Raw genomic sequence first — 23,224 nt, 5'->3', positions numbered from 1 at the left:
TTAATTAACGAAGCGCGCTTAATTAAAGCCTTCTTGTGTACGGTGAATGATAGCTAGTGCCTTGCTCAACTTAAATAAACATACGTATTCATAATGTTAAATTTGTTAACAACAACACAAAAAAAGCCCGCAACACGGTGCGGGCAAAACATCAATCACGTTGAGTGTGATGAACGTTGGGAAGGGGCGGACCGAGTGTTAGTTACCCGGTCCGGCTTTAACGATAGCGTCGCTAACGTCATATTTTTCAAAGTTCTGTTTAAAGTCGTTAACTAAGTTAGCGGCGTATTCGTTGTACTTCTCTTTGTCTGCCCACGTGTTTTGTGGCACAAGCAAATTGCTGTCTACACCGTCTATTGCCACTGGCACATCTAGGTTTAACGCGTCAATGTGCTGAGTTTCAACATCAGCTAAGTTACCCGATACAATCGCATCGATGATGGCGCGCGTAGTAGGGATATCAAAACGGCTACCTGTGCCGTAAGGGCCGCCTGTCCAACCGGTATTAACCAAGTAAACCTTAGCGCCAAACGCTTTAACACGCTTAATCAGAAGCTCTGCATACACGCCTGCTGGACGTGGGAAGAAAGGCGCACCAAAACAAGTTGAGAAGGTTGATTCAATATCGCTAGTAGAGCCAATTTCTGTAGAGCCTACTTTCGCTGTGTAACCGCTTAGGAAGTGATACGCCGCAGCTTCTTCACTTAACACTGAAACAGGAGGCAATACGCCACTTACGTCACAGGTCAAAAATACAACCGAGCGAGGTTCACCACCTCGGTTTTCAGCAACGCGCTTTTCAATGTGCGAAAGCGGGTAGGCCGCACGTGAGTTTTGGGTTAACGACGTGTCGGTATAATCAGGCGTGCGTGTTTCATCAAGCACTACGTTTTCTAGGATGGTACCAAACTTGATGGCATTCCAAATTACTGGCTCGTTCTTTTGAGAAAGATCGATACATTTAGCGTAACAACCACCTTCGATATTAAATACGCTACCTGGTGCCCAGCCGTGCTCGTCATCACCGATCAAGAAACGGTTAGGATCGGCTGAAAGCGTAGTTTTGCCAGTACCTGAAAGACCAAAGAACAAGGTCACATCGCCTTCTTCACCCACGTTGGCTGAACAGTGCATAGGTAGCACGTCTTTTGCCGGAAGTAGGAAGTTTTGCACTGAGAACATGGCTTTTTTCATTTCACCAGCGTAACGCATGCCCGCAAGCAATACGCGTTTTTTCGCGAAGTTGATGATAACCGTACCATCGCTGTTTGTACCGTCGCGCTCTGGATCGCAAGTAAAGCCAGGCACGTTTAGAATTTGCCAAGGCTGGTCGCCTTTCACATTCCACTGTTCTGGAATAATAAATAAATTACGAGCAAAAACATGCTGCCACGCAGTTTGCGTTCTTACTTCTAGCCACAAGGCATGTTCAGGGTCTGAGCCCACTTGAAGGTGTGAAAGAAAGTGTTCTTGGGTAGACAGGTAAGCTTCAACGCGATCCCACAGCGCATCGAATTTATCAGAATCAAAAGGCTTGTTTACCTTGCCCCAATCAATGTCGTTTTCTGTCGTAGGCTCTTTAACGATGAATCTATCGTTTGGAGAGCGACCTGTACGTTTTCCGGTTTCAACGACTAGCGCACCGTTTTTATCGAGGACACCTTCGCCGCGCTTTACGGCGCGCTCGATAAGTTCTGCATTTGGCAGGTCGGTGAGTGGCGTTACTTTCAGATCCGTTTGAATTGAGGCTGCTGCGGTCATGGCTGTTACCCTATATGTAATTTTTCAAAAGCACTTTCAAAAAAGTATCACCTCTTAGAGTGTAATGTAAACAAGGCCTAGCAAGCATTTATAAAACACATACTCACTATTTATTACAACGGAATTTCATAAATATTGTAAATTAATTACAAGGAAAGCCTTTTCCTTGGATATAAATGCAAAAATAAGGCGTAGAAAACCTATATTGATCGATGAATTTCAAAATAAAACATGACAGTTTTCTTTCGAAAGAGGAGATGAAAACTTTCACTAGTACAGGAATAAAAGAAAGATTGGACTGTGTAGAAAAGTTAAACACTTACAGATGAGTAATTTTTAACCATAAGTGAAGTGTTGAACAAACGAGTCGATGTATGTTTGTCGGAGCTCAGATTCAAAAAAGCACCTTCGAATGAAGGCGCTTTAATAAAGCAGTAAATATGTAGTTACTGATTTGAAGACGGTGCCTCGAAGTTGCCGCTGTGAATGGCCTCTACGTCGATACTATCGAAGCAATATTCGGTATGACAATACTGACAATTCATTTTGATCGCGCCTTCTTCTGCAATAATTGCATGAAGTTCAGACTTCTCAACATGACGAAGCGCTTCTGCGCTGCGCTCCTTTGAGCATGAGCAAGCAAAGGTTACGTCTTTAGCTGGGTACACTTCCACATCTTCTTGGTGGTAAAGACGATATAAAATGTCTTCAACCGACAACGTAAACATTTCTTCTTTGGTCAATGTTTGAGTAAGCTTAGTGATATGAGCAAACTCATTGGCTTGCGACACATCGGTAGCGCTAGCATCGGTAGGTAATACCTGGAGCAACACACCCGACGCTTTCGCGTTTTTAGGGTCGCTCATGTCGGTCATTAGGTGCACGCTGGTCGCTAGCTGCTCTGACTGAGCAAAGTAACTCTCAATACATTCAGCTAGAGAAGGCTTATCTAATGCAACAACGCCTTGATAACGCTCGCCTTCATCTGGTGTGATAGTAATGACCAATACCGCTTGAGACAATAACTCTGAAAACGTTTCTGGCAATGTTTCTAATGTCTCGTCCCAGCGAGCTACACCGCGAAGCGTTTGTTCGTGAGTGGCGTTTAATACCGCGTAACTTACCGGGCCTTTGCTTTGAATTTGAAGTGAAATTTCACCCTTAAACTTAAGCGTTGCCGTTAGCAATGACGTCGCTGCCGCCATTTCACTTAACAATGCTTGAATTTGCACAGGGTATTCATAGCTGTGCACAATTTGCGTTAAGCTCTCATCAAGACGAACTAATTCGCCACGGACGTTAGCTTGCGTAAATAAGAAGCGGTGTAATTTATCGAAATCGCTCATAAGTAATCCTGTTGAGCAGCTCACTATTGCTGCTTAAATTTAATAATCTGTCGTCGCTGCTTTTTATCAGGTCTATGATCTGGTTTAGGGCTGTGAAATGCGTTCATTTTGCGCGCAGCTTGGTTTTCTTCACGTTTTGTTACACTTTCAACCGTCTCTTCGAACAGCGCTTGCGCCAAAGGTGCGCTCAATCGCTTATCGCTTAAGCCTAGCACCTTAATTTCACGATTATCCCATCCTGAGGGAACTTTAATCATGGCGCCAAGCTCTACATGCTTGCCAGGTTTGGCCCTTTGCCCGTTGTACTGGACTTTGCCCGACTGCACCATGTCTCTTGCTATTGCGCGGGTCTTAAAGAACCTTGCAGCCCATAGCCACTTGTCCAGCCTGACATTTTGTGTTGTATTGTTGCTATCCGATTGGCTCATGTAATATTTTCGTAATGGTGTGGCTTTAGTGTTGTGACCCTCACCTTTACTAGGCTATTATGGGTTTGCTAAAGCGCGGTTAACCAAAAATTCACTATATTATAATAAAGCAGTACCATCAGTGGCAGCATGACATTCAATAAACCCAACCCACAATCTCTGGTTGTTTATCTGAACCAGCATCAAAAACAGCTACATACCATCGTAGTGGTTCTGCTCAGCCTGTATTTAATTGCATTTGCTGCCAAACTCGTGTGGCGAATTATACCCGAACCTCAACTATCTGCGACACCCACAGTAAGCCGTGCTCCGGTTATTTCTTCGTCGTCAGGCCAAAATGGGGTCAACATTGCCAAAATACAACAGTTGAATCTGTTTGGTAATGCAGCGGCTAAACCCGCTGAACCGGTAGCCGAAGTTACTGACGCGCCAGAGACACGCTTAAATTTGACCCTGACCGGCGTTGTGGCCAGTTCAGAGCAGGAAGCGGGCACCGCTATTATAGAAAATCGCGGCAGCCAAGCAGTATATGGTTTAGGTGAAAAGATTGAAGGCACCAACGCCACGTTGCAAAAGGTGTACAACGATCGCGTTATTATTAAGAACGGGGTAAGAAACGAAACCCTGATGCTTGACGGAATTGATTACGATGAAGCTAATCGTCGCCGTGAAATGCAAGCGAGAAACCGACCTGAGCCGCAGGAAGAGGAAGAAGATACAGTTGAGCTTAGCGAAGAAGCGTTAGAAGCAACCGCTGCTCTGCGAGAACGCCCCGCTAACTTCACAGACTTTATTTCAATATCGCCAAAAACCGAAGAAGGCCAGCTTATTGGTTATCAAGTAAGTCCTGGCAAAGAACCTGAATTATTTAAATCGGCAGGGCTTCAGGCTGGCGATGTCATTACACAAATTAACGGGCTAGACCTTACCGACTTGCAGCAATCGCAAGAGGCACTGTCTGAGCTACGCAATGCACAAACAATAGAATTAACGATTATTCGAGATGGCAGCTTAACCACGCTTTACCTAGATTTACCTGAATCGTGACAGCAGCGGTAACAGCGCTATTTTGTTGCTAGGTAAGCAGAAGAACAATTAAAGCAAATCGGTCATCGACAAGTTAGGAAATGAAGGACGTTAGAATGAAAAGGCGCACTAGCCAAAAACTATTATCTCGCTTGAGCACAGCCATGTGCACGGCGCTTCTGTGTTTCTCGGTGACAGCCGCTGAGTACATGCCTAATTTCAAAGATACCGACATTAACGAGTTCATTAATATCGTTGGTAAAAATCTAGAGCGCACTATTATTGTCGACCCCAACGTACGTGGGAAAATAAGCGTACGCAGCTACGACATGCTCGATGAAGATCAGTATTACCAGTTTTTCCTAAACGTACTTCAAGTGTATGACTTCGCCGTTGTAGAAATGCCTAGCGGTATTTTGAAAGTGGTTCGCTCTAAAGACGCCAAAACATCGAACATTCCAGTAGTGGAAGGCGCTAACCGCGACGGCGACGAAATGATCACTCGCGTTGTTCCTGTGTATAACGTACCGGTACGTGAACTTGCGCCTATTTTACGCCAGCTAAATGACCAAGCGGGCGGCGGTAACGTAGTTAGCCACGACCCATCAAATGTGATGATGCTAACCGGCCGTGCAGCGGTAGTGAACCGACTGGTAGAAATTATCGAGCGCGTGGACCGTGCCGGTGACGAAGAAGTTGAAATCGTTAAACTTCGCTATGCGTCAGCATCAGAAATGGTGCGCATTATTGACAGTATTAATAAGTCACAAGGTAAAGCCAATACTGGTACTAAGTCTGAGCCTCGCGTAGTGGCAGACGACAGAACTAACTCAGTTATTGTAAGCGGTGATATTAAAGCGCGTCAGCGTCTTATTAACCTTATTCAGCGCATGGACCAAGAGCTTGAGTCAAACGGCAATACCCGCGTGCTGTTTCTTAACTACGCTAAAGCGGAAGATTTAGTAAAAGTATTACAGGGCGTATCTGCAAGCATTCAAGCTGAAGAGCAAGGTGGTGGCACTACGTCACGTCGAGCTGGCTCTAACCGTGAAATCAGCATTGATGCGCACGAAGATTCTAATGCCATTGTTATAACTGCAGAGCCAGACATGATGCGCTCGCTAGAAGAAGTGGTGCGTCAACTGGATATTCGCCGTGCACAGGTACAAGTTGAAGCCATTATCGTTGAAGTTTTTGAAGGCGACGGCAACACATTAGGTGTGCAATGGGTGTCAGAAGAGGGCGGTGGTACACAGTTCAATAATGGTGTTATAGGCGTCGGTTCATTAGCTGTGGCACTACGACAGGCCGAAGATAGAGAGACCACGCAAACCAACATCACTGCCAACGGTGAAGTGGTAGAAACAACGGACACGATAGAAGGCGACTTCACTGCTCTTGCAAGCTTACTTGGCGGTGCAAACGGCCTGATTGCTGGCGTTATCGAAAATGGCTGGGGCGCAGTGGTACAGGCGGTAAGCACTGATACCAATTCAAATATTCTTGCCACACCTCACCTAACTACCATGGATAACGAAGAAGCGTTTTTCATTGTGGGTCAGGAAGTACCGATTATTACCGGTACGACAACCGGCTCGAACAACTCTAACCCGTTCCAAACGGTGGATCGTCAAGAAGTGGGCATTAAACTTAAAGTTACGCCGCAAATTAACGAAGGCGATGCCGTTCAGCTTCTTATTGAACAAGAAGTGTCTAGCGTTAGCGGTGCGACATCAGTAGACATCTCTATCAACAAGCGCGAAATCAAAACCACAGTGATTGTTGACGATGGTGGTACTATCGTACTAGGCGGCTTGATTGACGAAGACGTACAAGAAAGTGTGTCTAAAGTGCCACTTTTAGGCGATATCCCTGTTCTTGGTCATCTTTTCAAGACGACGTCTACAAGCAAGCGTAAGCGTAACTTGATGGTGTTCTTGAAACCGACCATTGTCCGTGACGGTGCAACCATGAACACAATCAGCCATCGCAAATACAATTACATTCGTGCACTGCAGCTAAAACGCCAGCAAGAAGGTGTATCGCTAATGCCTTACGAAGAAACCCCGACTATTCCACAATGGGATGATGCGCTAGCGTTGCCACCTTCATTCGAAGAGTACCTTTCTGAGAAAGAGAAGCAGAAACAAGAAGAAGGTAACGACTAGCATGGCAGGGCAGGACGAACAAATTACTCAGGCATTAGAGGCGCAAGAAGAAGCCTTAGAAGCCATGGGTAAAGACGCAGGTTTGCCTGAAGAGGAGGCCGGTTCAAGACAGCTTTCTTTTAGCTTTGCGAAGCGCAATCAGGTATTGCTGGAAACCAATGAAACCCCTGCGGTTTTATATTTTACAGAGAATACGCCGTTTGATGTATTCGCTGAAGTGCGACGTTTCTACGGCGAGCCCTTTGTGCCGAAAACTATTCCTGCCAATGAATTTGAAAGCCTGCTTACCAGTGCGTTTCAACGCGATAGCTCTGCGGCTAAACAGCTAATGGAAGACCTTGGCAACGAGAGTGATTTGTTCGCTCTTGCTGAAGACTTGCCTGACACTGAAGACCTGTTAGACAGTGAAGACGATGCGCCTATTATTAAGCTTATCAACGCCATGTTGGGCGAGGCGATTAAAGAAGGTGCATCAGATATTCACATTGAAACCTTTGAAAACCAGCTTGTGGTTCGCTTCAGGGTAGACGGCGTGTTACGCGAAATTTTGCGCCCGAATCGCAAACTTTCTTCCATGCTGGTATCGCGTATTAAAGTTATGGCGAAGTTAGATATCGCCGAGAAACGCGTGCCTCAAGATGGCCGTATTACATTGCGTATTGCTGGGCGAGCAGTAGACGTGCGTGTTTCGACCATGCCTTCAAGCCACGGCGAGCGTGTGGTATTGCGTCTACTGGATAAAAACAATGCGCGCTTAAATCTAGAAGATTTAGGCATGACGCTGCAAAACCGTAATCACTTTTCGTCTCTTATTCGAAAACCTCACGGCATTATTTTGGTTACCGGCCCAACGGGCTCGGGTAAAAGTACCACCTTGTATGCAGGGTTAACCGAGATAAACTCGCGAGACAGAAACATTTTAACCGTTGAAGATCCTATTGAGTTCGATCTTCCGGGCATCGGACAAACACAGGTTAATCCCCGTGTAGATATGACTTTTGCCAGAGGCCTTCGCGCTATTTTGCGTCAAGACCCCGATGTAGTGATGGTGGGTGAGATTCGTGATATCGAAACGGCGCAAATTGCTGTTCAAGCCAGTTTAACCGGTCACTTAGTACTCTCTACTCTGCATACCAATACGGCAGCGGGCGCGATCACCCGTTTAGAAGACATGGGTATTGAGCCATTCCTGTTGTCTTCGAGCTTATTGGCCGTCTTGTCACAGCGACTCGTTCGTACCCTGTGCCCAGATTGCAAAAAGCCACATACGCCTGACGCTTCTGAGCTTGAAGTATTAGGGCAAAACGCCACAAGCGAGACCACTATCTACAAGCCTCATGGCTGCGCCGCGTGTAATCAAACCGGATATCGCGGTCGTACCGGTATTCACGAGCTATTGTTGGTAGATGAAAAAGTGCGCGAGATGATGCACGAAGGTGTAGGTGAGCAAGCCATTGAACGCTACATCAGAAAGACGACACCAAGCATTCGTGAAGATGGCTGTAGTAAAGTGCTGGCGGGCGCTACCTCACTTGAAGAAGTGCTTCGAGTAACGAGGGAAGACTAAATGGCGGCATTCGCTTTTAAGGCGGTTAATGCCCGCGGTAAAAATACAAATGGCGTACTTGAAGGTGATAATGCACGCCAGGTTCGCCAACAACTGCGCGAAAAAGGGTTAATTCCCTTAGAAGTAGAGCAGGTCGCAGAGCGCGCACAAAGCGAAGGCAAAGGCCTGTCGTTTTCTTTATTTAAACCCCGTATTTCAGCATCAGATTTAGCGCTACTCACGCGTCAGCTCGCCACTCTTGTCGAATCGGCCCTTCCCGTTGAAGAAGCACTGCTTGCCGTAGCCGAGCAGTGTGAAAAGCCTCGTCAGAAAAACATGATGATGGCAGTACGCAGTAAAGTGGTAGAAGGTCACGGACTTGCCGATGCATTGGGTCAATTTCCCAGTGTGTTTGACGAGCTATACCGTGCGATGGTCGCAGCAGGGGAAAAATCCGGTCACCTTGATACCGTGCTTAACCGCCTTGCTGACTACACAGAACGCAGACAACAAACCCGCAGCCAAATTACTCAGGCGATGATTTATCCATCGCTAATGCTGTTTTTTGCAATGGGTATCGTGCTGCTATTGTTAACGGTGGTAGTGCCCAAAATTGTGGGGCAGTTCGATCACATGGGGCAAGACCTCCCGGCCATTACCCAGTTTCTAATTTCTGTCAGTACCTGGCTGCAAAATTACGGCTTATTTATGCTTATTGGTATTGCCGTGCTTGTTGTCATTATTCAGCGCGTGCTGCAGCAAAAGCACATGAAGCTACGCTACCACAGAGCGCTGTTAACCTTGCCGTTAATTGGCCGGGTGTCTCGCGGGCTCAATACCGCGCGTTTTGCACGTACCTTAAGTATTTTAAGTGCCAGTGCGGTTCCACTACTAGAAGCTATGCGTATTTCAGGTGATGTGCTGGAAAATCAGCATATTAAAAACCAAGTGGCAGATGCAGCCATTAACGTTAAAGAAGGCAGCAGCCTGCGGGCGGCACTAGATAACACAAAAATGTTTCCACCAATGATGATGCATATGATTGCGTCTGGTGAAAAATCGGGTGAGCTACAGCAAATGCTAGCTCGCGCCGCAGATAATCAAGATAGGGAATTTGAAGCGCTTATTGGTGTCTCACTTAAGGTATTTGAACCCTTACTTATTGTATCGATGGCAGGCATTGTTCTGTTTATCGTTATGGCAATATTGCAACCAATTTTAGCATTGAACAACATGGTGAATATTTAATGAAAACACTTAATCGCAGTTCTGGTTTCAGTTTGATTGAAGTCATGGTCGTACTTCTAATCATCGGTATTATGGCGTCTATGGTGGCACCGCAAATCTTGGGTAACCAAGAAGAAGCGCAGCTTAAAAAAGCGGCGGTAGACATCCAGCAAATGGAAAGCGCGCTTGAGATGTATAAGCTGCGTAACAACCGCTTTCCAACCACAGAACAGGGACTAGAAGCGCTAGTTACCGCACCAACTATCGACCCAATTCCACGTAATTACCCTGAAGGTGGTTTCATTAAACGCCTGCCTGAAGATCCGTGGGGCAATCCATATGCACTAATTAGCCCGGGAGAACTTGGCGTAGTTGATATTTTCTCTAATGGTCCAGACGGCGAACCGGGTACTGATGATGACATTGGTAACTGGAACATTAACGAATACCTGAACTAACCTTTATGCGCAACCGCGGCAGTACATCTTTGAAAAAAGCAGGCTTTACCCTATTAGAAGTCATGCTGGTACTGCTGCTTATGGGATTGGCGGCGGGTTACGTTATGTTTAACGCATTCGGTGCGAGTAAATCTGACCTGCTAAAAACCCAAGCGCAACGCCTGCAGGTGATTGTTGATATGGCCAGCGATTTTGCGGTGTTAAATCAACAACAGCTTGGAGTGCGGTTTGAAGCCGATAAAAATGAATACTACTTTGTCTACTTAGACGACGATGATGAGTGGCAGCGTATCGAAGGCGAAAAAACCTACGAACCTTATACGTTGCCTGAGCCTTTCACCTTCACTTTAGATTTAGACGACTTACCATGGGATGTTGAAGACAGGCTCTTTGACAGGGAGCTGTTCGACGAGAATTTAAGTGTTTCTGATGAAGGGGTTGAAATAGGTAACGAAGAAGAGAAAAAGCTGCCTCCGCCTCAAGTGCTTATAATGTCGAGTGGCGAAATTACGCCTTTTACCTTGTCGTTTAATTACGAAGGTGATGACGGCGACAATCCCGTCTATTACAGCCTGCAAAACCAAGATCTTCCGCCTTTAGTGCTTGAAGGGCCTCTGGAGAGACCACTATGATTGCGTTCAACGTTGATGCATCGACAAAGAACGCTGCACCTGCCACGCCACGCCAGCAAAGTGGCTTGACGCTACTGGAGGTTATGGTTGCCCTGCTTATTTTTGCGCTAACCGGTACAGCAGTACTTAAAGCTGCAGGCGAGCATTTATCAAGCGTTGGGCAAATAGAATCTGTCACCTTTGCCAACTGGGTGGCAAGCAATCGCTTAAACCAGCTTCAATTAGATACCACGTGGCCGCCCAAGAACAATTTAAAAGGCACGATGGAGATGGCCGATCGCACGTGGTACTGGCAGCAAACGGTGACAAAAACCAACGACAACGACTTGCGATCGGTAACCGTTTCGGTGGGTGAAGACGAAAGCTACGGCAGTTCAGTTACATCAGTAACCACTTTCGTTGCTAAACCGACGGCGGGAAATTAGCATGCAGCGCGGATTCACGCTTATCGAAATACTGATTGCTATGGCCATATTCACCCTAATTGGGCTTGCATCAACAGGTCTACTTACCACAGTTATCGACAGCAATGATATTTCAGAAGAGCGTTTTGCAAAACTTCAATTATTGCAGCGTGCCATGATCACGATTGAGCGAGACCTTCAGCAAGCAGTGCCTCGCGCTATTCGTTATAACGGTGAGAAACAAAGCGTGGTTATGGCTGGTGGTAAAACGGATGGTAGCGACGAAGACGGCATAGGCTTTGTACGCGGTGGCTGGCATAACCCACAACTCATGTTGCCAAGAAGTACACTTCAATATGTCGCCTACCGCCTCAAAGAGAACAGAATTGAGCGAATATACACCAACTATGTAGATAACGTCATAGGTTACGAGCCCAAAGTCCGTGTGCTGTTAGAGGATGTAGAAAGCTTAAAAATTGAATTTCTTGCCACCGCTAACAGTAGTTCCTTAGATGAAGACGAAGACCTGTCGTGGAGCGAAAGTTATAAAGGAGCTGCACTGCCGCGCGCGGTGGCCATTGAGTTTGTCAGTAAAGACTTCGGAAAAATACGCAGAGAATTTACCTTAACTACGGGTGAATCGTCATGACAATCAAGAGTACTCAGCGCAAGTCGATTACTCCACCCGCTAAGCAGCAAGGCGTGGCATTAATGATTGTGCTCATGATAGTAGCCTTGGTTGCGGTATTAGCCACAGAGATGGGTACACGCTTGCAGCTTCAGGTGCAGCGTACGATGAACTTAAAAGACAACAATCAAGCCTACTGGTACGCCATGGGAGCCGAGGCTTTTGCGCGTAAGTCTATCCAGTCTTTAATAGAAGAAAGCCCGAATGTGATTTCTATAGATCAGCCTTGGGCACAAGAATTCAGCTATCCTTTAGAAAACGGTGGGTTAACCGCTAACTTAGACGATTTGCAAGCGTGTTTTAATTTAAACGCGATTACCTCTGGCAGTGCAGGAGGCGCGGGCAGTAACAGCGGTAATGGCAGCAGTGGGGCGAGTAACACCACGGAAGCCATGGACGCTTTTCACACTATGTTGCTATCACTTAGCGTTGACGGACTAGACAACTACACCGCAGATACCTTACGCGACAGTTTAGCCGACTGGGTCGACGAAGATGACAGAATGCGCCCTTACGGTGCAGAAGACAGCGAATACGAGTCCAGAGAGTTTCCTTACCTAGCAGCTAACGGACCACTGGCATCAAAAAGTGAATTGCGTATTATTAACGGTGTATCACCACAATGGCTAGACGCATTACTGCCATTAGTTTGCGTGATCCCGGATTACAATGAGTTGAAAATTAACGTCAACACATTAGAAGAAGAAGATGCACCATTACTTGCAGGCCTAACGGGATTAGACATTCAGCAGGCCGCAAGTTTGATTAGCAGTCGCCCGCAAAACGGCTGGGACGATACCAATGCATTTTTAAGCGAGCCCTCTATTCAAGCGCTTAATTTAACAAGCACTCGACAAGATTGGTTTTCGGTTAAAACTGAATATTTTATGTTGCATACAAAAACACAATACAACAAAGCAACCTTTAAGCTTTCCACCGTGTTTCACGTTAATGCTGATACCGGCGTTAGCATTGTGAATCGCGAGTTTGGGGGAACCTATTGATGGAACAACTCTTGGTGCGTTTAGGCGCCAACCATACAGACCCAATTAGCTGGCTCGTTTATTCGCGAACCGAAGATGAAATTATTGCATCGGGCGAGCTGCCTAATGCAGAAGCCTTATCTTCGCTGACCGAACGCGCGGGACAACGAAGTGTTATTGCCTTAGCGCCTAGCAGCGAAATTTTACTCAAATGGGTTGAGCTGCCGCCTAAAGCTGGCCGCAAGATCATTTCTGCCATCCCGTTTATGCTAGAAGACGAGCTTGCCACTGACATTAGCCAGCAGTTTTTTGCGATCGGCCCTAAGCGAGGCGATGAGCAGGCCGTTGCAGTAGTTAGCCATGAAAAGATGGAGCTGTGGCAGTCCTGGCTTAGCGAAGCAGGGTTATTCTGCGACACCATTATTCCTGATGTACTCGCAGTGCCAGTCACCGAAAACGGTTGGTCAGTGCTTACATTAGGTGAACAGCTTCTCGTTCGACAAGACACATTCAAAGGCGTGCAGGGCGAGGCAACATGGTTACTGCCAACTCTCGTCCATTTTACAGCACAACAAGAAAGCCCCATAACCATTACCAATTATGCCGGTATCGATTTAAGCACTTTGCCAAATATTGAGGAAGCGCAGGCACCCTTAGAGCTGCCTATGCAAGTATTGGCAAAAGAGGCGATGCAAAGCAGTTTTAACCTATGCCAAGGCGATTACAAAGTAAAACGCAAACGCAGCGGTGTTCTGAATCAGTGGCGTGTTGCGGCAGTATTAGCAGTGTTAGCGCTATGCACCAGCCTTATCGACAAAGGTTTTTCTCTTTACCAGCTTAAAGCCCAAAATCAGGCGTTAAGCAGTGAGATTAATACCGCTGTTAAAGCGGGTTTCCCCAATATTGGTACCTATCGCAACGTGCGATTGAAGCTACAAAGCGAGCTTGCCAAGTTAGAACAAGGCGGTGGCAGTGCCTCTATGCTAATAATGCTAGACCAGCTCGCTCCGGCTTTTTCAGCCACTGATGTAAAACCGCAAACACTGCGCTTCGATGCCACCCGCACTGAGATTCGCATTCAGGCGCAAGGTAAAAACTTTGAAGCGCTAGAGCAGTTTAAACGTACAGCAGAAAACGCAGGCTTTGTGGTTGAACAAGGGGCTATAAATAATCGTGACAATGGCGTTGTAGGTACAGTATCAGTAAGGAGTACCTCATGAATGCACTCTTAGAAAAGTACAAAGCGCTGACCGAGCGCGAACAAAAGTTAGTACTGGTTTCAGCTGTGCTATTAATAATTGCGCTATTTTATTTTGCGGTATGGTCGCCGCTTAATGCTGCTTTAGATAAACAGAAACAGCTTCTCGACAATCAGCAATCCTTGTTGGTTTGGGTAAAAGACAGTGCAGCAAGAGCACAGCAGTTGCGCCGCAGCAGCGGGGGTAAACGAACATTCTCTGGCTCGTTACCGCAAGCGGTAAACCGCACTACTGCTCAGCACGACATTGCTATATCTCGTATGCAGCCACAAGGCGACGAGCTTCAGGTGTGGGTTGATCAGGCGCCGTTTAACAGTGTTTTAGAATGGCTCAAAGCCATGGAAAATATGGGCGTGATTATTCTTCAAGCGGATATTGCCGAGGCCGATGCGCCAGGCTATATCAAAATTCGCCGATTACAATTAGGTAAAGCATGAAGTCGAAAGTTAGTTGGATTATAGGCGGCATTATTGCCTTCTTATTGTTTGCCATTGCTTACATGCCTGCTGTTCACGTTATTGGCCGTATTGCGTTACCTAGCAATGTTGCCGTTAGTGGTGTTAGCGGCACCTTGTTTTCAGGCAAGGCGCAAACTGTAGTGGTTAATGGCCTGCCCATCAACAATGTAAAATGGGAGCTTAGTCCCTTACATATGTTGATAGGTAAAATTAAATTAAACCTTAAAGCAGGTAATATTCGCGATAAAAACGACATTGCATTCGAAGGGCCTATTACCACGGGGCTTTTCAGCCAAAACAGTATAAATACCGAAAACTTCACGCTGTATTTACCGGTAGACCGAGTACTTGCACAAGTTCGCCTTCCGCTGCCAGTAAATGCCGGCGGGCGCTTCAAAGTGTCGCTCAGTGACTTAACGTTTGGGCCTGCGTGTCAATCGCTAAACGGCACCGGAGATTGGCTCAACGCGACAGTTGCCGGTACACAGGGTCCTATTGATTTTGGCACTTATTCCGCAAAGCTGCGTTGTGAAGGCGATGACATTGGAATACTAGTAAGCGAGCCTAACTTACTAAGCTTGTCGATGGATGCGGTTATCCCTATTACGATGAAAAATATTCGAGTAAGTGGTAAATTTAAGCCTGACGACAGCTTACCGCAAGAAGTCCATCAGGCCGCACGCTTGTTTGGTGCGCCGGATAGTAGCGGCTACATTGCGATTAAGCTGTGATGCATAGCACAACCTATGCGTAGAATTTCTAGGCCACCAACGTACTTCACGTTTGCGGCCAGAGGAACTGGGAACACTTTTTAACAAAGGATTGTAATCATGAACAAACCTCTTCTAGCTGGCGCGGGCGTAACTTTGGTTGCACTTGGCGTTGCCCCTTATTTTATTGGCACTAGCGTTCACGAAAATGTTAACGCCGCCGTAAACGAAATTAACCAACAAGCCGTTTATTCTGCCGAGGTACTTTCGTATGACAAAGGCTGGTTTTCGACAACAGCAGAAATCAAGCTTGCTGTCGATTTTCAAGCGCTAATTAATGCACAGAATGTTGACTCCACTGATATACCAATGGAAGAAAACCCTAGTATTACCGCTACGCTAGTAGCTCATCACGGACCGGTGTACTTTGGCGATGGCTTAGGGTTAGGCCGCGTTCACTATACGGTGTCTATTGATGGAGATGAGTTAAGAGAATACGTTCAGTGGGATGGCCAACAGCCAATTTATCGCAACGAAGGCGTGGTTGGTTTGTTTGGTGGACTAAGCTACGCAGACGTTATTCCAGCGCTTAGCGCGACGGCCGAAGAAGAGGGGTTCACGCTACTTTTCTCTGGTTATGCGGGTGAAGCTGAGCCTGATGGTGACAAAACTTTGTATACGTCGTCGGGTGAATCGCTAAGCATAAGTGCAGATGAATTTTCGTTAGAGATGAAAAATCTGTCTATGGATATGAGCTATGATGGCGATATGGTAGCGGCGTTCAAGGGCGACTTATTTGAATCGCAAGGTAAGGCGCGTATAGAAAGCATAGAAATTTCTAACATTGAGCCTGGTGCGGCAGTTAAAATAGAGAACCTAGCTTTTGCGACCGACGTCAAGATTAACGAAGACAATAACACCGCCAATATCTACGTTGAATACGCTGTCGACAAAGCCGTGGGCCCTGAACTTGATGCTACAGACATGGTGTTAGGCGTAGCCATCAATAACTTAGATATCGACTTCATTAAGGCCTATCAAGACTTTAGCAACAATTCATTACTGGTGCCTTCTGAAGAAGTGCCAGCCAAAATGATGGAGTTCGTTGAAGCTAACTTGCTAACACAGCTTAAAGCTGAGCCAGAGATTAATATAACGAAGCTGAAAGCAACGTTGCCTGAAGGGTCGTTTAACGCTTACGCAAATACGAAACTAGTGGGTATAGATGCTCTTCCCGGTACGTTGGAAGACGCCGCTTATTGGGTCACGCATTTGCTGGCTGATGCACAAATCACGGCCGATAAAGCGCTTGCACAGAGTATGGCATCTGGCTATATGATGGGCCAACTAATGGCGACGCCACAAGCACAAAATATGACGGCTGAAGAGCTTCAAGCCGCTGTAGAACAACAGACACCTATGATGCTAAGTACCTTTGCTCAACAAGGCTTAATAAAAGAAACCGAGAAAGGTTACGAGACAAAGCTAACACTTAAAGATGGCGAAGCCAGTGTGAACGGTACGCCTATTCCGCTGCCTTTTGCCCCTCAATAATAGTTAGAGAACCTCTATAAAAGCGTAAACCGTGTATCGCAGACGGTTTACGCTTATTTTACTCCTGTTCAGACAGGGTAATGTTCATTAAATCTTCAGCGGCATATACTCGACCTTCAGCTACAACAGTAATCGCCTCAGTAAGTGCATCAAGACCCGGTTCGCTACGTTTCATAATATGAGACAACACTATTTGCTTAGCGTTTGACTGCGCGGCAATGTCGATAATCTGAGTCGGCGTCATATGCAAGTTCTTAGCAACCTGACCCGCGTCATCACCAATGGCGTTGTGCAGCACCAAAAGGTCCGCGTTTTTAGCAAAACGAGCAAGGTTTCCTTGTTTATCATTGGTATCGCCTGAAAATACAGCCTCGCAGCCATTGGCCTTGACCTTCCACGCTAATGCTGGGATAGGCCCGTGGTTCACCGTCATTGCCTCAACACTGACGCTATCGTTTACATTGCGTTTAAACGATTGCTCAAAAGTTGTGGTCCCGATGCTTTTTGTGGATATCGTATAGTCATCTTGTCCTTCTATGGTGTAAGAAGACAGATACTTAAATGCGCCGTTTTTCCCTATTAGCGACGACACAAAGGCGTTTGTGGACGGCATAATATCGTTGCCCTCTGGCCCCATTATGATTAAATCCTTCTTGCGATCGGTGAAATACCCACCTTTCACAAAGCTTGGCAAATCGGCGGAGTGATCGGTGTGCAAGTGGGAAAGCAAGATAACTTCTAACGATTCAAACGTCGCCCCCGCGGCGCCAAACTGAACGCTGCTTCCGCTTCCAGCGTCTACCAACACGCTGGCGCTGTCATTTATCCAAACCACATAGGCACTAGATGTTCTGCCGTCATCCAATTCAGGTCCACCCGACCCTAATATTTGCACTGAAACGTTATGGCAACCCATAGGACTGGTGCTTAGGCCGGCATCGTCTGATGTAGTTGATGGTTGAGACAGCGGCTGCGCAAAAGCCGAGAACGACAGAATAGCAGTGGTTGCCATAGCGCAAAAAAACGCAGTTTGTTTTCTACCGCGCTGTTTGTCCTGCCTTGTAAGCCCAATGCCTGATCTTACATTGCTTAACCGTTTATTTATAACCGTCATAACCATCGCCTTATGTTATTCCCTACTCATTAATACACAGATATTTGATTAAAAGACCGTTTGCCCGGACGAAACTATTCAGCCTAGTTGACTGCGCACTGTTTTTTCGCCTGATTGTTTTCAATTACATGGGCTTTACTGTGCGACTACTTTAACGAATCGGGCGTACGGCAAAACAAAAAAGGCGAACCCTGAAGTTCGCCTTTCTTCTCATTGCTTCTTACCGAAGTGCACTACTCGGCCGATTTCTCAGCGACCATGATAGTTTTGATATTGACGAATTCCCGCATACCATAACCTCCGTGCTCACGACCGTAACCGCTGTCTTTCACACCACCAAAAGGTAAGTTTGGTTGCGCCAAAGAGTACCCATTGATATTAACCATACCGGTATCAAATTCATCTTTCGCCAATGCTATTGCTTTGTCGGTATCTGTACTGAAGATACCGCCGCCCAAGCCATAACGTGAATCATTTGCTACTTCCATGGCTTGCTTGTCGTCGCGTACGCGAATGAGCGACGCAACTGGTCCAAATAGCTCATCATCATAAGCGGGCATACCTGGCGATACATCTTCCAGCACCGTAATTGGGTAGAAATAACCATCAGAGTCTGGAATTTCTCCACCCAGTGATAGCGTAGCGCCGTTTTCTAGCGACTTTTTCACTTGCTCATGAAGTTCATCGCGCAAGTCTTCTCTCGCCATTGGGCCCAAATCCGTGTTTTCGTTTGTGGGGTCGCCAACTTTTAGCTTTTTACACTGCGCCACAAATTTGTCTCGGAATTCTTCATAGACGCTATCCACAATAACAAAGCGTTTAGCCGCCACACAGGTTTCACCGTTATTAATAACGCGTCCTTGGATACACATTTCTACAGCATGGTCGATGTCAGCATCCTCTAACACCAAAAAGGCGTCGTTACTTCCAAGCTCCATTACGGTTTTCTTAGACAAGCTTGCAGCTTCCTTAGCCACTTCTTTACCTACTTCGTCACTCCCGGTAAAAGTAACGCCGCGAACGTATTTGTGCTTGATTAAGTCACTTGCCGTGCTGCCATCAATTAGCAGCGACTGGTAAACATTTTTAGGAAAGCCAGCATCTTCGTACATTTGCTGAATGGCTTGCGCCATACCAAACACGTTTTTAGCATGTTTCAGTACCGTGGTGTTACCCGCCATTATGTTTGAGGCGCTGTAACGAATAACTTGGTACAACGGAAAATTCCACGGTTGGATGCCAAGAATAACGCCAATGGGCTGGTACGTAATGATTGCTCGACCGCCTTCGAAAATGCGGTGTTCGTCTTCCAAAATTGAAGCGCCGTGTTCGGCCGTATAGCGGCATATTTCAGCGCATAGCTGCACTTCTTGCTTTCCTTGCGCGGTAACCTTACCCATTTCCCGTGTCATCAGGCTGGCGAGATCGTCAATTCGCTCTTCCATCAGGTTTGCAAGGTTATTAAATAAATCTGCGCGGGTCTCAAATGACGTACGGCGCCAGTTCAAATAGGCTTCTTGTGAACGGGTAACTGCTTGCTCGGCGTCCTCGGCTGACATCAAATGATAATGATCGATCTTTTCACCTGTAGCAGGGTTGTAGGTATTGATTGTCTCACTCATTGTCACTCTCCTTATTCCGTTTGGTCTGAAGGAAGTGCAACTAAAAAGCCAAGGTGTCAAAAAATATTTTTTAACCTATTTTCAATAACATAGAAGTAACTTGAAGCCTAAGTAATGGATAGTGTCAGAAAGGATCCAGAAAAGATTACCTATCGCAGTAAAGATTTCAGGGCGACCGTTGCGATCGCCTTATCATTTTTCCTAAGTAAGGATAACCTTGCGGCGCTCTGTTTGATTAACGGTGTAATGCGCCTTGTTGCACAGCACTAGAGGTTCAACACTAGTCAGTGTATAAGTCGGGGAAATGGAACTTTGCCATAGCAAGCGTTAACGCCACCTCATAAACACTTTGTCGCGAGGCGTGATTAAGAGTAAGCAAACCAATAGCCCCCCCTTTTTGCTTTATGTTTACTGTATCAAAGAGCTTGTCCATAACCGGCCCAAGTTCTTCGCCACGCTGTAGCGCCTGATATACGCTTACAGGAAGAGGCAAGCTTGCACTTCGCGTTACCGACCAGTGACCTTCATGGTATATCGCCACATAGGCAAAGGTAGCAGGGCCATCTTCAAATACATCCACACCACCTTCAATTGCCACATACCACGCATCTGTGAGTCCGCCTTGATGATGAGCAAGCATGGCCTTCACGCGATTAATGGCGCCCAAGCGCGTTTCATCTTCAATCATTGGCTGGTCAGGCACGCCGCTTGGTACAGCCATACCCTGAGCGTCGAAATCGTGCTCTAGTGTGTCAGAGAGTGTATTGAGCGCAGCATTAATTTTTACCGGATTCAGCGACCCTACATAAATTGTGTCAGAAACCATGTGCTTTCGTCCTTTAAAAACGTCCTTTCGAAACAGTCCCAACAGGGTTCTGCTTAATATCTTCTAGCATTAAACGGTAATCGCGCACCGCTGGAAACTCACTAATATTGCGATTTGGCAAGGTACTATCAGGGTTATCGACAGCAAGTAAATGTTTAATACCGTATGTCTTTGCCGCATTTAAAATTGGCAGTGAGTCATCGACAAATAGAGTGCGATGGGCATCGAACTTTACCCGTGCCCGTAATCTTTCCCATAGCAGCTGAGACTCTTTGGTTACGCCGAACTCATGGGTAGAGATGAGGTTGTCGATATGTGCGTCAAGCTGGGTATGCTCTATCTTTAGCGCCAAACTGTTTGGGTGCGCATTGGTCACTAATACCACCTGCCTGCCTGAGTCATGAAGCGCATCAAGGAACGGAATTGTATCGTCACGAAGGGCGAGCAAATGTGCCAGCTCACGCTTCAGCGGCATAAACTCATTTTCTAAGTCCATTTCAAGAGATTCAGCCCAGTAATCTAAGCAATACCATTGAATTTGCCCGAATACTGACTCATATCGCGCAGTCATTTCACGTTGACTCTGCGCCTCTGAAATTCCTCTTATTTGTGCTAATCGTTTAGGCAAATGATGTTGCCAGAACTGGTTGTCGTAATGAAGGTCCAGCAAAGTGCCGTCCATGTCTAACAGTACAGTTTCTATTTCATTCCAGGGCAGAAAGGGCAAGCGATTTTCCTTATAATGAAGTAAGCTAAGAAATTGTATACAAGTATGATAACAAAGTTGTAGCGATAGACATGCCAAAAATTGATCCGAACAAACCGTTACCACAAATTCATTCTCGTGAAATCGTTGCGCAAAGCAAACTCTTTAGGGTAGAACGCTTAGACCTTGAGTTTTCGAACGGCGCCACCCGTGAATTCGAGCGGATGGCTGGCGGAAACAGGGGCGCGGTAATGATAGTGCCTATGCTTGATGAAAACACCATGGTGTTAATTCGCGAATATGCAGCCGGCACACATTCGTATCAACTAGGCTTCCCAAAAGGTTTAATAGACCCTGGCGAAACTGCCATTGAAGCTGCTAATCGCGAACTACAAGAAGAGGCAGGCTTCGCGGCCAATGATCTTGTGGAGCTTCATAAGGTCAGCATGGCGCCCACTTTCTTTAACGCCAATATGACCATTGTTTTGGCTCGAGACTTGTATCCAAAGCAACTTGAAGGCGATGAACCTGAGCCTCTTGAGGTGATTCACTGGCCTTTAGATGAAGCAGATGCTTTACTTGCACGAGAAGACTTTGTAGAAGCACGCTGTATAGCCGCGCTGTTTTTAGCTCAAAAGTGGTTTAAGGAACAATAAACAATGCCCGATGACGCCCATGCCGACCTACTAGAACTTGCGAAAGAAATTGCCATCGAAGCCGGTGAAGCCGTATTAGAAGTATACGATAAAGGGGAGTTTGACGCTTATCAAAAAGACGATGAGTCTCCCGTTACCAGCGCAGATTATTTGGCAAATGATATCATCAACAAGCGCTTACAAGCCGCAACGCCTGATATCCCAATCCTCTCAGAGGAAAACAAACACGCAAGTTTAGAAGAGCGAAAGTATTGGCCTCGATACTGGTTAATCGATCCCATCGACGGAACCCAAGAATTCATTGCTAGAAGCGGTGATTTCGCAGTAAACATTGCGCTAATAGAGAATAATGAGCCGACAATAGGCGTTATCTTTTGGCCGCCAGGGCAGTCGTTATATTACGCCCAGAAAGGCAAAGGCGCGTTTAAGTCATCACCTGATGGCGAGCACCCAATAAGCGTACGTAAGCTAGACGACCCTAAAAATAGTGTGGTGATGATTGCAATAAGCCGTCGTCAGTCGAGAGAAAAAGTGCTCAGCAGAATGTGCGCTAAGCGCGTATACCAAACGCTTCCATTGGGAAGCTGTTCCCTGAAAGCCTGCTTTATTGCCGAAGGAAAAGCTGATGTGTTTATGCGCATCGGTATTACCGGCGAATGGGACACTGGCGCATCGCAATGCATTGTCTCTGAAGCGGGTGGGAGTATTGCCGCCGCTAACTTCGAACCTCTTACCTACAATCAGCGTCATTCGCTAGAGAACCCAGATTTTGTGGTAATGGGCGATCAAAGGGTGCCATGGCAAGATGTAGTCCAGTATGATGACTTCGTAAACCCACATCAGCACTAGCGCGTAATAATTTACTTAGCGCAGCGTGTTAACCTACGTATAATAGCGTAGTAATGTTGCTGGGCCACATTACTCTGGTAGTGGTTAAATCAAGCCAGATGGAACCAAAAAGTAAAAGGAGTAACCTATGATGACTACACGTATTCGCACGTTGTCTGCAGCATTGCTCGCATGTGGGCTAGCATTTCCCGCCGCAGCCGATTGGTCAATAGACGGCGAAACAAGTGCACTACACTTCTTATCGACGAAGAATGCACAAGTCACCGAAGTACATAAGTTTGATAGCTTTGATGGTACGCTGTCTGACGGTGGCAAACTTAACGTGGCGGTTGACTTATCGTCAGTGAATACAGCCATTGATATTCGCAACAAGCGAATGCAAGAGATGCTGTTCAACGTGACCAAGTTTGCACAAGCGACATTTGAGGCCAACTTGCCTGAGTCAATGATGAACCTGAAATCGGGCCAAGTTGTTAACGGGAAGGTAGACGGTATTTTGATGTTGCACGGAAAAGCCGTTCCTACGTCATTTTCTGTTAAAGCAAGTAAAGTAGACGACGATACGCTTACCGTATCAACCACGTCACCAACGTTAATTAAAGCAGAGTCTTTTGGACTTGCTGAAGGCGTAGCTGCACTTCAAAAAATTGCAGGGCTTAAGAGCATAACAACAACGGTACCCGTAACGTTTTCAGTTACGTTTACTCAATAAAACATTGTTATTGCCGCCACCTATCGATAAAAAGCTAGGTGGCACGTAAACAAACGCAATAAAAAACCGCACACATGTGCGGTTTTTTTTG

General features: G+C 46.4%; 23 protein-coding genes. 16 read left to right on the top strand and 7 right to left on the bottom strand.

The annotated features are described in order from the left end of the window. Window positions 1-198: 198 nt before the first annotated feature. From MHN09_RS02950 to hslR, 3 genes are all read right to left on the bottom strand, one after another. Complete coding sequence (locus MHN09_RS02950) at window positions 199-1,761, bottom strand: phosphoenolpyruvate carboxykinase (RefSeq protein ID WP_239239058.1); 1,563 nt, start codon at window positions 1,759-1,761, stop codon at window positions 199-201. 446 nt (window positions 1,762-2,207) lie between these two features. Next, on the bottom strand, window positions 2,208-3,107 hold the full coding sequence (gene hslO / locus MHN09_RS02945; RefSeq protein ID WP_239239056.1) for an Hsp33 family molecular chaperone HslO: 900 nt from the start codon (window positions 3,105-3,107) through the stop codon (window positions 2,208-2,210). Between the two features lie 23 nt (window positions 3,108-3,130). Further along, a complete protein-coding gene (hslR, locus tag MHN09_RS02940) occupies window positions 3,131-3,535 on the bottom strand; it encodes a ribosome-associated heat shock protein Hsp15 (RefSeq protein ID WP_015000020.1) in 405 nt (134 codons plus the stop codon). A 129-nt stretch (window positions 3,536-3,664) separates the two neighbouring features. Here hslR and gspC point away from each other — a divergent pair, with 129 nt between their 5' ends. The 13 genes from gspC to MHN09_RS02875 all read left to right on the top strand — a co-directional run bounded on the left by gspC (window position 3,665) and on the right by MHN09_RS02875 (window position 16,648). Then, complete coding sequence (gene gspC, locus MHN09_RS02935) at window positions 3,665-4,582, top strand: type II secretion system protein GspC (protein WP_049585461.1); 918 nt, start codon at window positions 3,665-3,667, stop codon at window positions 4,580-4,582. 95 nt (window positions 4,583-4,677) lie between these two features. After that, window positions 4,678-6,729 carry a type II secretion system secretin GspD gene (gene gspD, locus MHN09_RS02930; protein ID WP_081106123.1) on the top strand — a complete coding sequence of 684 codons (2,052 nt, stop codon included), beginning with the start codon at window positions 4,678-4,680 and terminating at the stop codon, window positions 6,727-6,729. Between the two features lies 1 nt (window position 6,730). Next, window positions 6,731-8,296: a type II secretion system ATPase GspE gene (gene gspE, locus MHN09_RS02925; protein ID WP_275445276.1), complete on the top strand. Its 1,566-nt coding sequence runs from the start codon at window positions 6,731-6,733 to the stop codon at window positions 8,294-8,296. Next, a complete protein-coding gene (gene gspF / locus MHN09_RS02920) occupies window positions 8,297-9,523 on the top strand; it encodes a type II secretion system inner membrane protein GspF (RefSeq protein ID WP_014977774.1) in 1,227 nt (408 codons plus the stop codon). Next, window positions 9,523-9,960 carry a type II secretion system major pseudopilin GspG gene (gene gspG, locus MHN09_RS02915; protein WP_014951309.1) on the top strand — a complete coding sequence of 146 codons (438 nt, stop codon included), beginning with the start codon at window positions 9,523-9,525 and terminating at the stop codon, window positions 9,958-9,960. The genes gspF and gspG overlap by 1 nt, the downstream gene beginning before the upstream one ends. A gap of 5 nt (window positions 9,961-9,965) precedes the next feature. Beyond that, window positions 9,966-10,592 (top strand): type II secretion system minor pseudopilin GspH, encoded by a 627-nt coding sequence (gspH, locus tag MHN09_RS02910; RefSeq protein WP_187446234.1) that lies wholly within the window; start codon window positions 9,966-9,968, stop codon window positions 10,590-10,592. Next, the gene (gspI, locus tag MHN09_RS02905) at window positions 10,589-11,017 is read left to right on the top strand and encodes a type II secretion system minor pseudopilin GspI (RefSeq protein WP_187446235.1); all 429 of its coding nucleotides are present in this window, start codon (window positions 10,589-10,591) and stop codon (window positions 11,015-11,017) included. The genes gspH and gspI overlap by 4 nt, the downstream gene beginning before the upstream one ends. 1 nt (window position 11,018) lies before the next feature. After that, window positions 11,019-11,645: a type II secretion system minor pseudopilin GspJ gene (gspJ, locus tag MHN09_RS02900; protein WP_202941450.1), complete on the top strand. Its 627-nt coding sequence runs from the start codon at window positions 11,019-11,021 to the stop codon at window positions 11,643-11,645. After that, window positions 11,642-12,688 carry a type II secretion system minor pseudopilin GspK gene (gspK, locus tag MHN09_RS02895; protein ID WP_239239054.1) on the top strand — a complete coding sequence of 349 codons (1,047 nt, stop codon included), beginning with the start codon at window positions 11,642-11,644 and terminating at the stop codon, window positions 12,686-12,688. Before gspJ ends, gspK begins: the two co-directional genes overlap by 4 nt. After that, window positions 12,688-13,887 (top strand): type II secretion system protein GspL, encoded by a 1,200-nt coding sequence (gene gspL / locus MHN09_RS02890; RefSeq protein ID WP_039235770.1) that lies wholly within the window; start codon window positions 12,688-12,690, stop codon window positions 13,885-13,887. Before gspK ends, gspL begins: the two co-directional genes overlap by 1 nt. After that, window positions 13,884-14,363, top strand: coding sequence for a type II secretion system protein M (locus MHN09_RS02885; protein ID WP_014977776.1), 480 nt, complete (start codon window positions 13,884-13,886; stop codon window positions 14,361-14,363). Before gspL ends, MHN09_RS02885 begins: the two co-directional genes overlap by 4 nt. Continuing rightward, a complete protein-coding gene (locus MHN09_RS02880; RefSeq protein ID WP_239239052.1) occupies window positions 14,360-15,115 on the top strand; it encodes a type II secretion system protein N in 756 nt (251 codons plus the stop codon). The genes MHN09_RS02885 and MHN09_RS02880 overlap by 4 nt, the downstream gene beginning before the upstream one ends. Window positions 15,116-15,214: 99 nt before the next feature. Continuing rightward, window positions 15,215-16,648 (top strand): YdgA family protein, encoded by a 1,434-nt coding sequence (locus MHN09_RS02875; RefSeq protein ID WP_239239049.1) that lies wholly within the window; start codon window positions 15,215-15,217, stop codon window positions 16,646-16,648. A 58-nt stretch (window positions 16,649-16,706) separates the two neighbouring features. Here MHN09_RS02875 and MHN09_RS02870 read toward each other — a convergent pair whose 3' ends face one another. The 4 genes from MHN09_RS02870 to yrfG form a co-directional block, all read right to left on the bottom strand. Further along, a complete protein-coding gene (locus tag MHN09_RS02870; RefSeq protein ID WP_239239046.1) occupies window positions 16,707-17,762 on the bottom strand; it encodes an MBL fold metallo-hydrolase in 1,056 nt (351 codons plus the stop codon). Between the two features lie 233 nt (window positions 17,763-17,995). Beyond that, window positions 17,996-19,384, bottom strand: a complete 1,389-nt coding sequence (locus tag MHN09_RS02865; protein WP_014951319.1) for an NAD-dependent succinate-semialdehyde dehydrogenase — start codon at window positions 19,382-19,384, stop codon at window positions 17,996-17,998. Window positions 19,385-19,664: 280 nt separating this feature from the next. Then, the gene (yjjX, locus tag MHN09_RS02860; protein WP_239239043.1) at window positions 19,665-20,210 is read right to left on the bottom strand and encodes an inosine/xanthosine triphosphatase; all 546 of its coding nucleotides are present in this window, start codon (window positions 20,208-20,210) and stop codon (window positions 19,665-19,667) included. A gap of 13 nt (window positions 20,211-20,223) precedes the next feature. Beyond that, the gene (gene yrfG, locus MHN09_RS02855; RefSeq protein WP_239239040.1) at window positions 20,224-20,937 is read right to left on the bottom strand and encodes a GMP/IMP nucleotidase; all 714 of its coding nucleotides are present in this window, start codon (window positions 20,935-20,937) and stop codon (window positions 20,224-20,226) included. Between the two features lie 71 nt (window positions 20,938-21,008). Between yrfG and nudE the strand changes: the two genes are divergently transcribed. From nudE to MHN09_RS02840, 3 genes are all read left to right on the top strand, one after another. Further along, window positions 21,009-21,572, top strand: coding sequence for an ADP compounds hydrolase NudE (nudE, locus tag MHN09_RS02850; protein WP_014951322.1), 564 nt, complete (start codon window positions 21,009-21,011; stop codon window positions 21,570-21,572). 3 nt (window positions 21,573-21,575) lie between these two features. Then, window positions 21,576-22,421, top strand: coding sequence for a 3'(2'),5'-bisphosphate nucleotidase CysQ (gene cysQ, locus MHN09_RS02845; protein ID WP_239239037.1), 846 nt, complete (start codon window positions 21,576-21,578; stop codon window positions 22,419-22,421). 127 nt (window positions 22,422-22,548) lie between these two features. Beyond that, window positions 22,549-23,133 carry a YceI family protein gene (locus MHN09_RS02840; protein ID WP_039228733.1) on the top strand — a complete coding sequence of 195 codons (585 nt, stop codon included), beginning with the start codon at window positions 22,549-22,551 and terminating at the stop codon, window positions 23,131-23,133. Window positions 23,134-23,224: the final 91 nt, after the last annotated feature.

The sequence above is a fragment of the Alteromonas sp. MmMcT2-5 genome (assembly GCF_022348315.1).
Lineage (GTDB): Bacteria > Pseudomonadota > Gammaproteobacteria > Enterobacterales > Alteromonadaceae > Alteromonas > Alteromonas macleodii.
The sequence above is the reverse complement of the archived record's forward strand: the minus strand, read 5'-3'. Positions and strand labels throughout refer to the sequence as shown.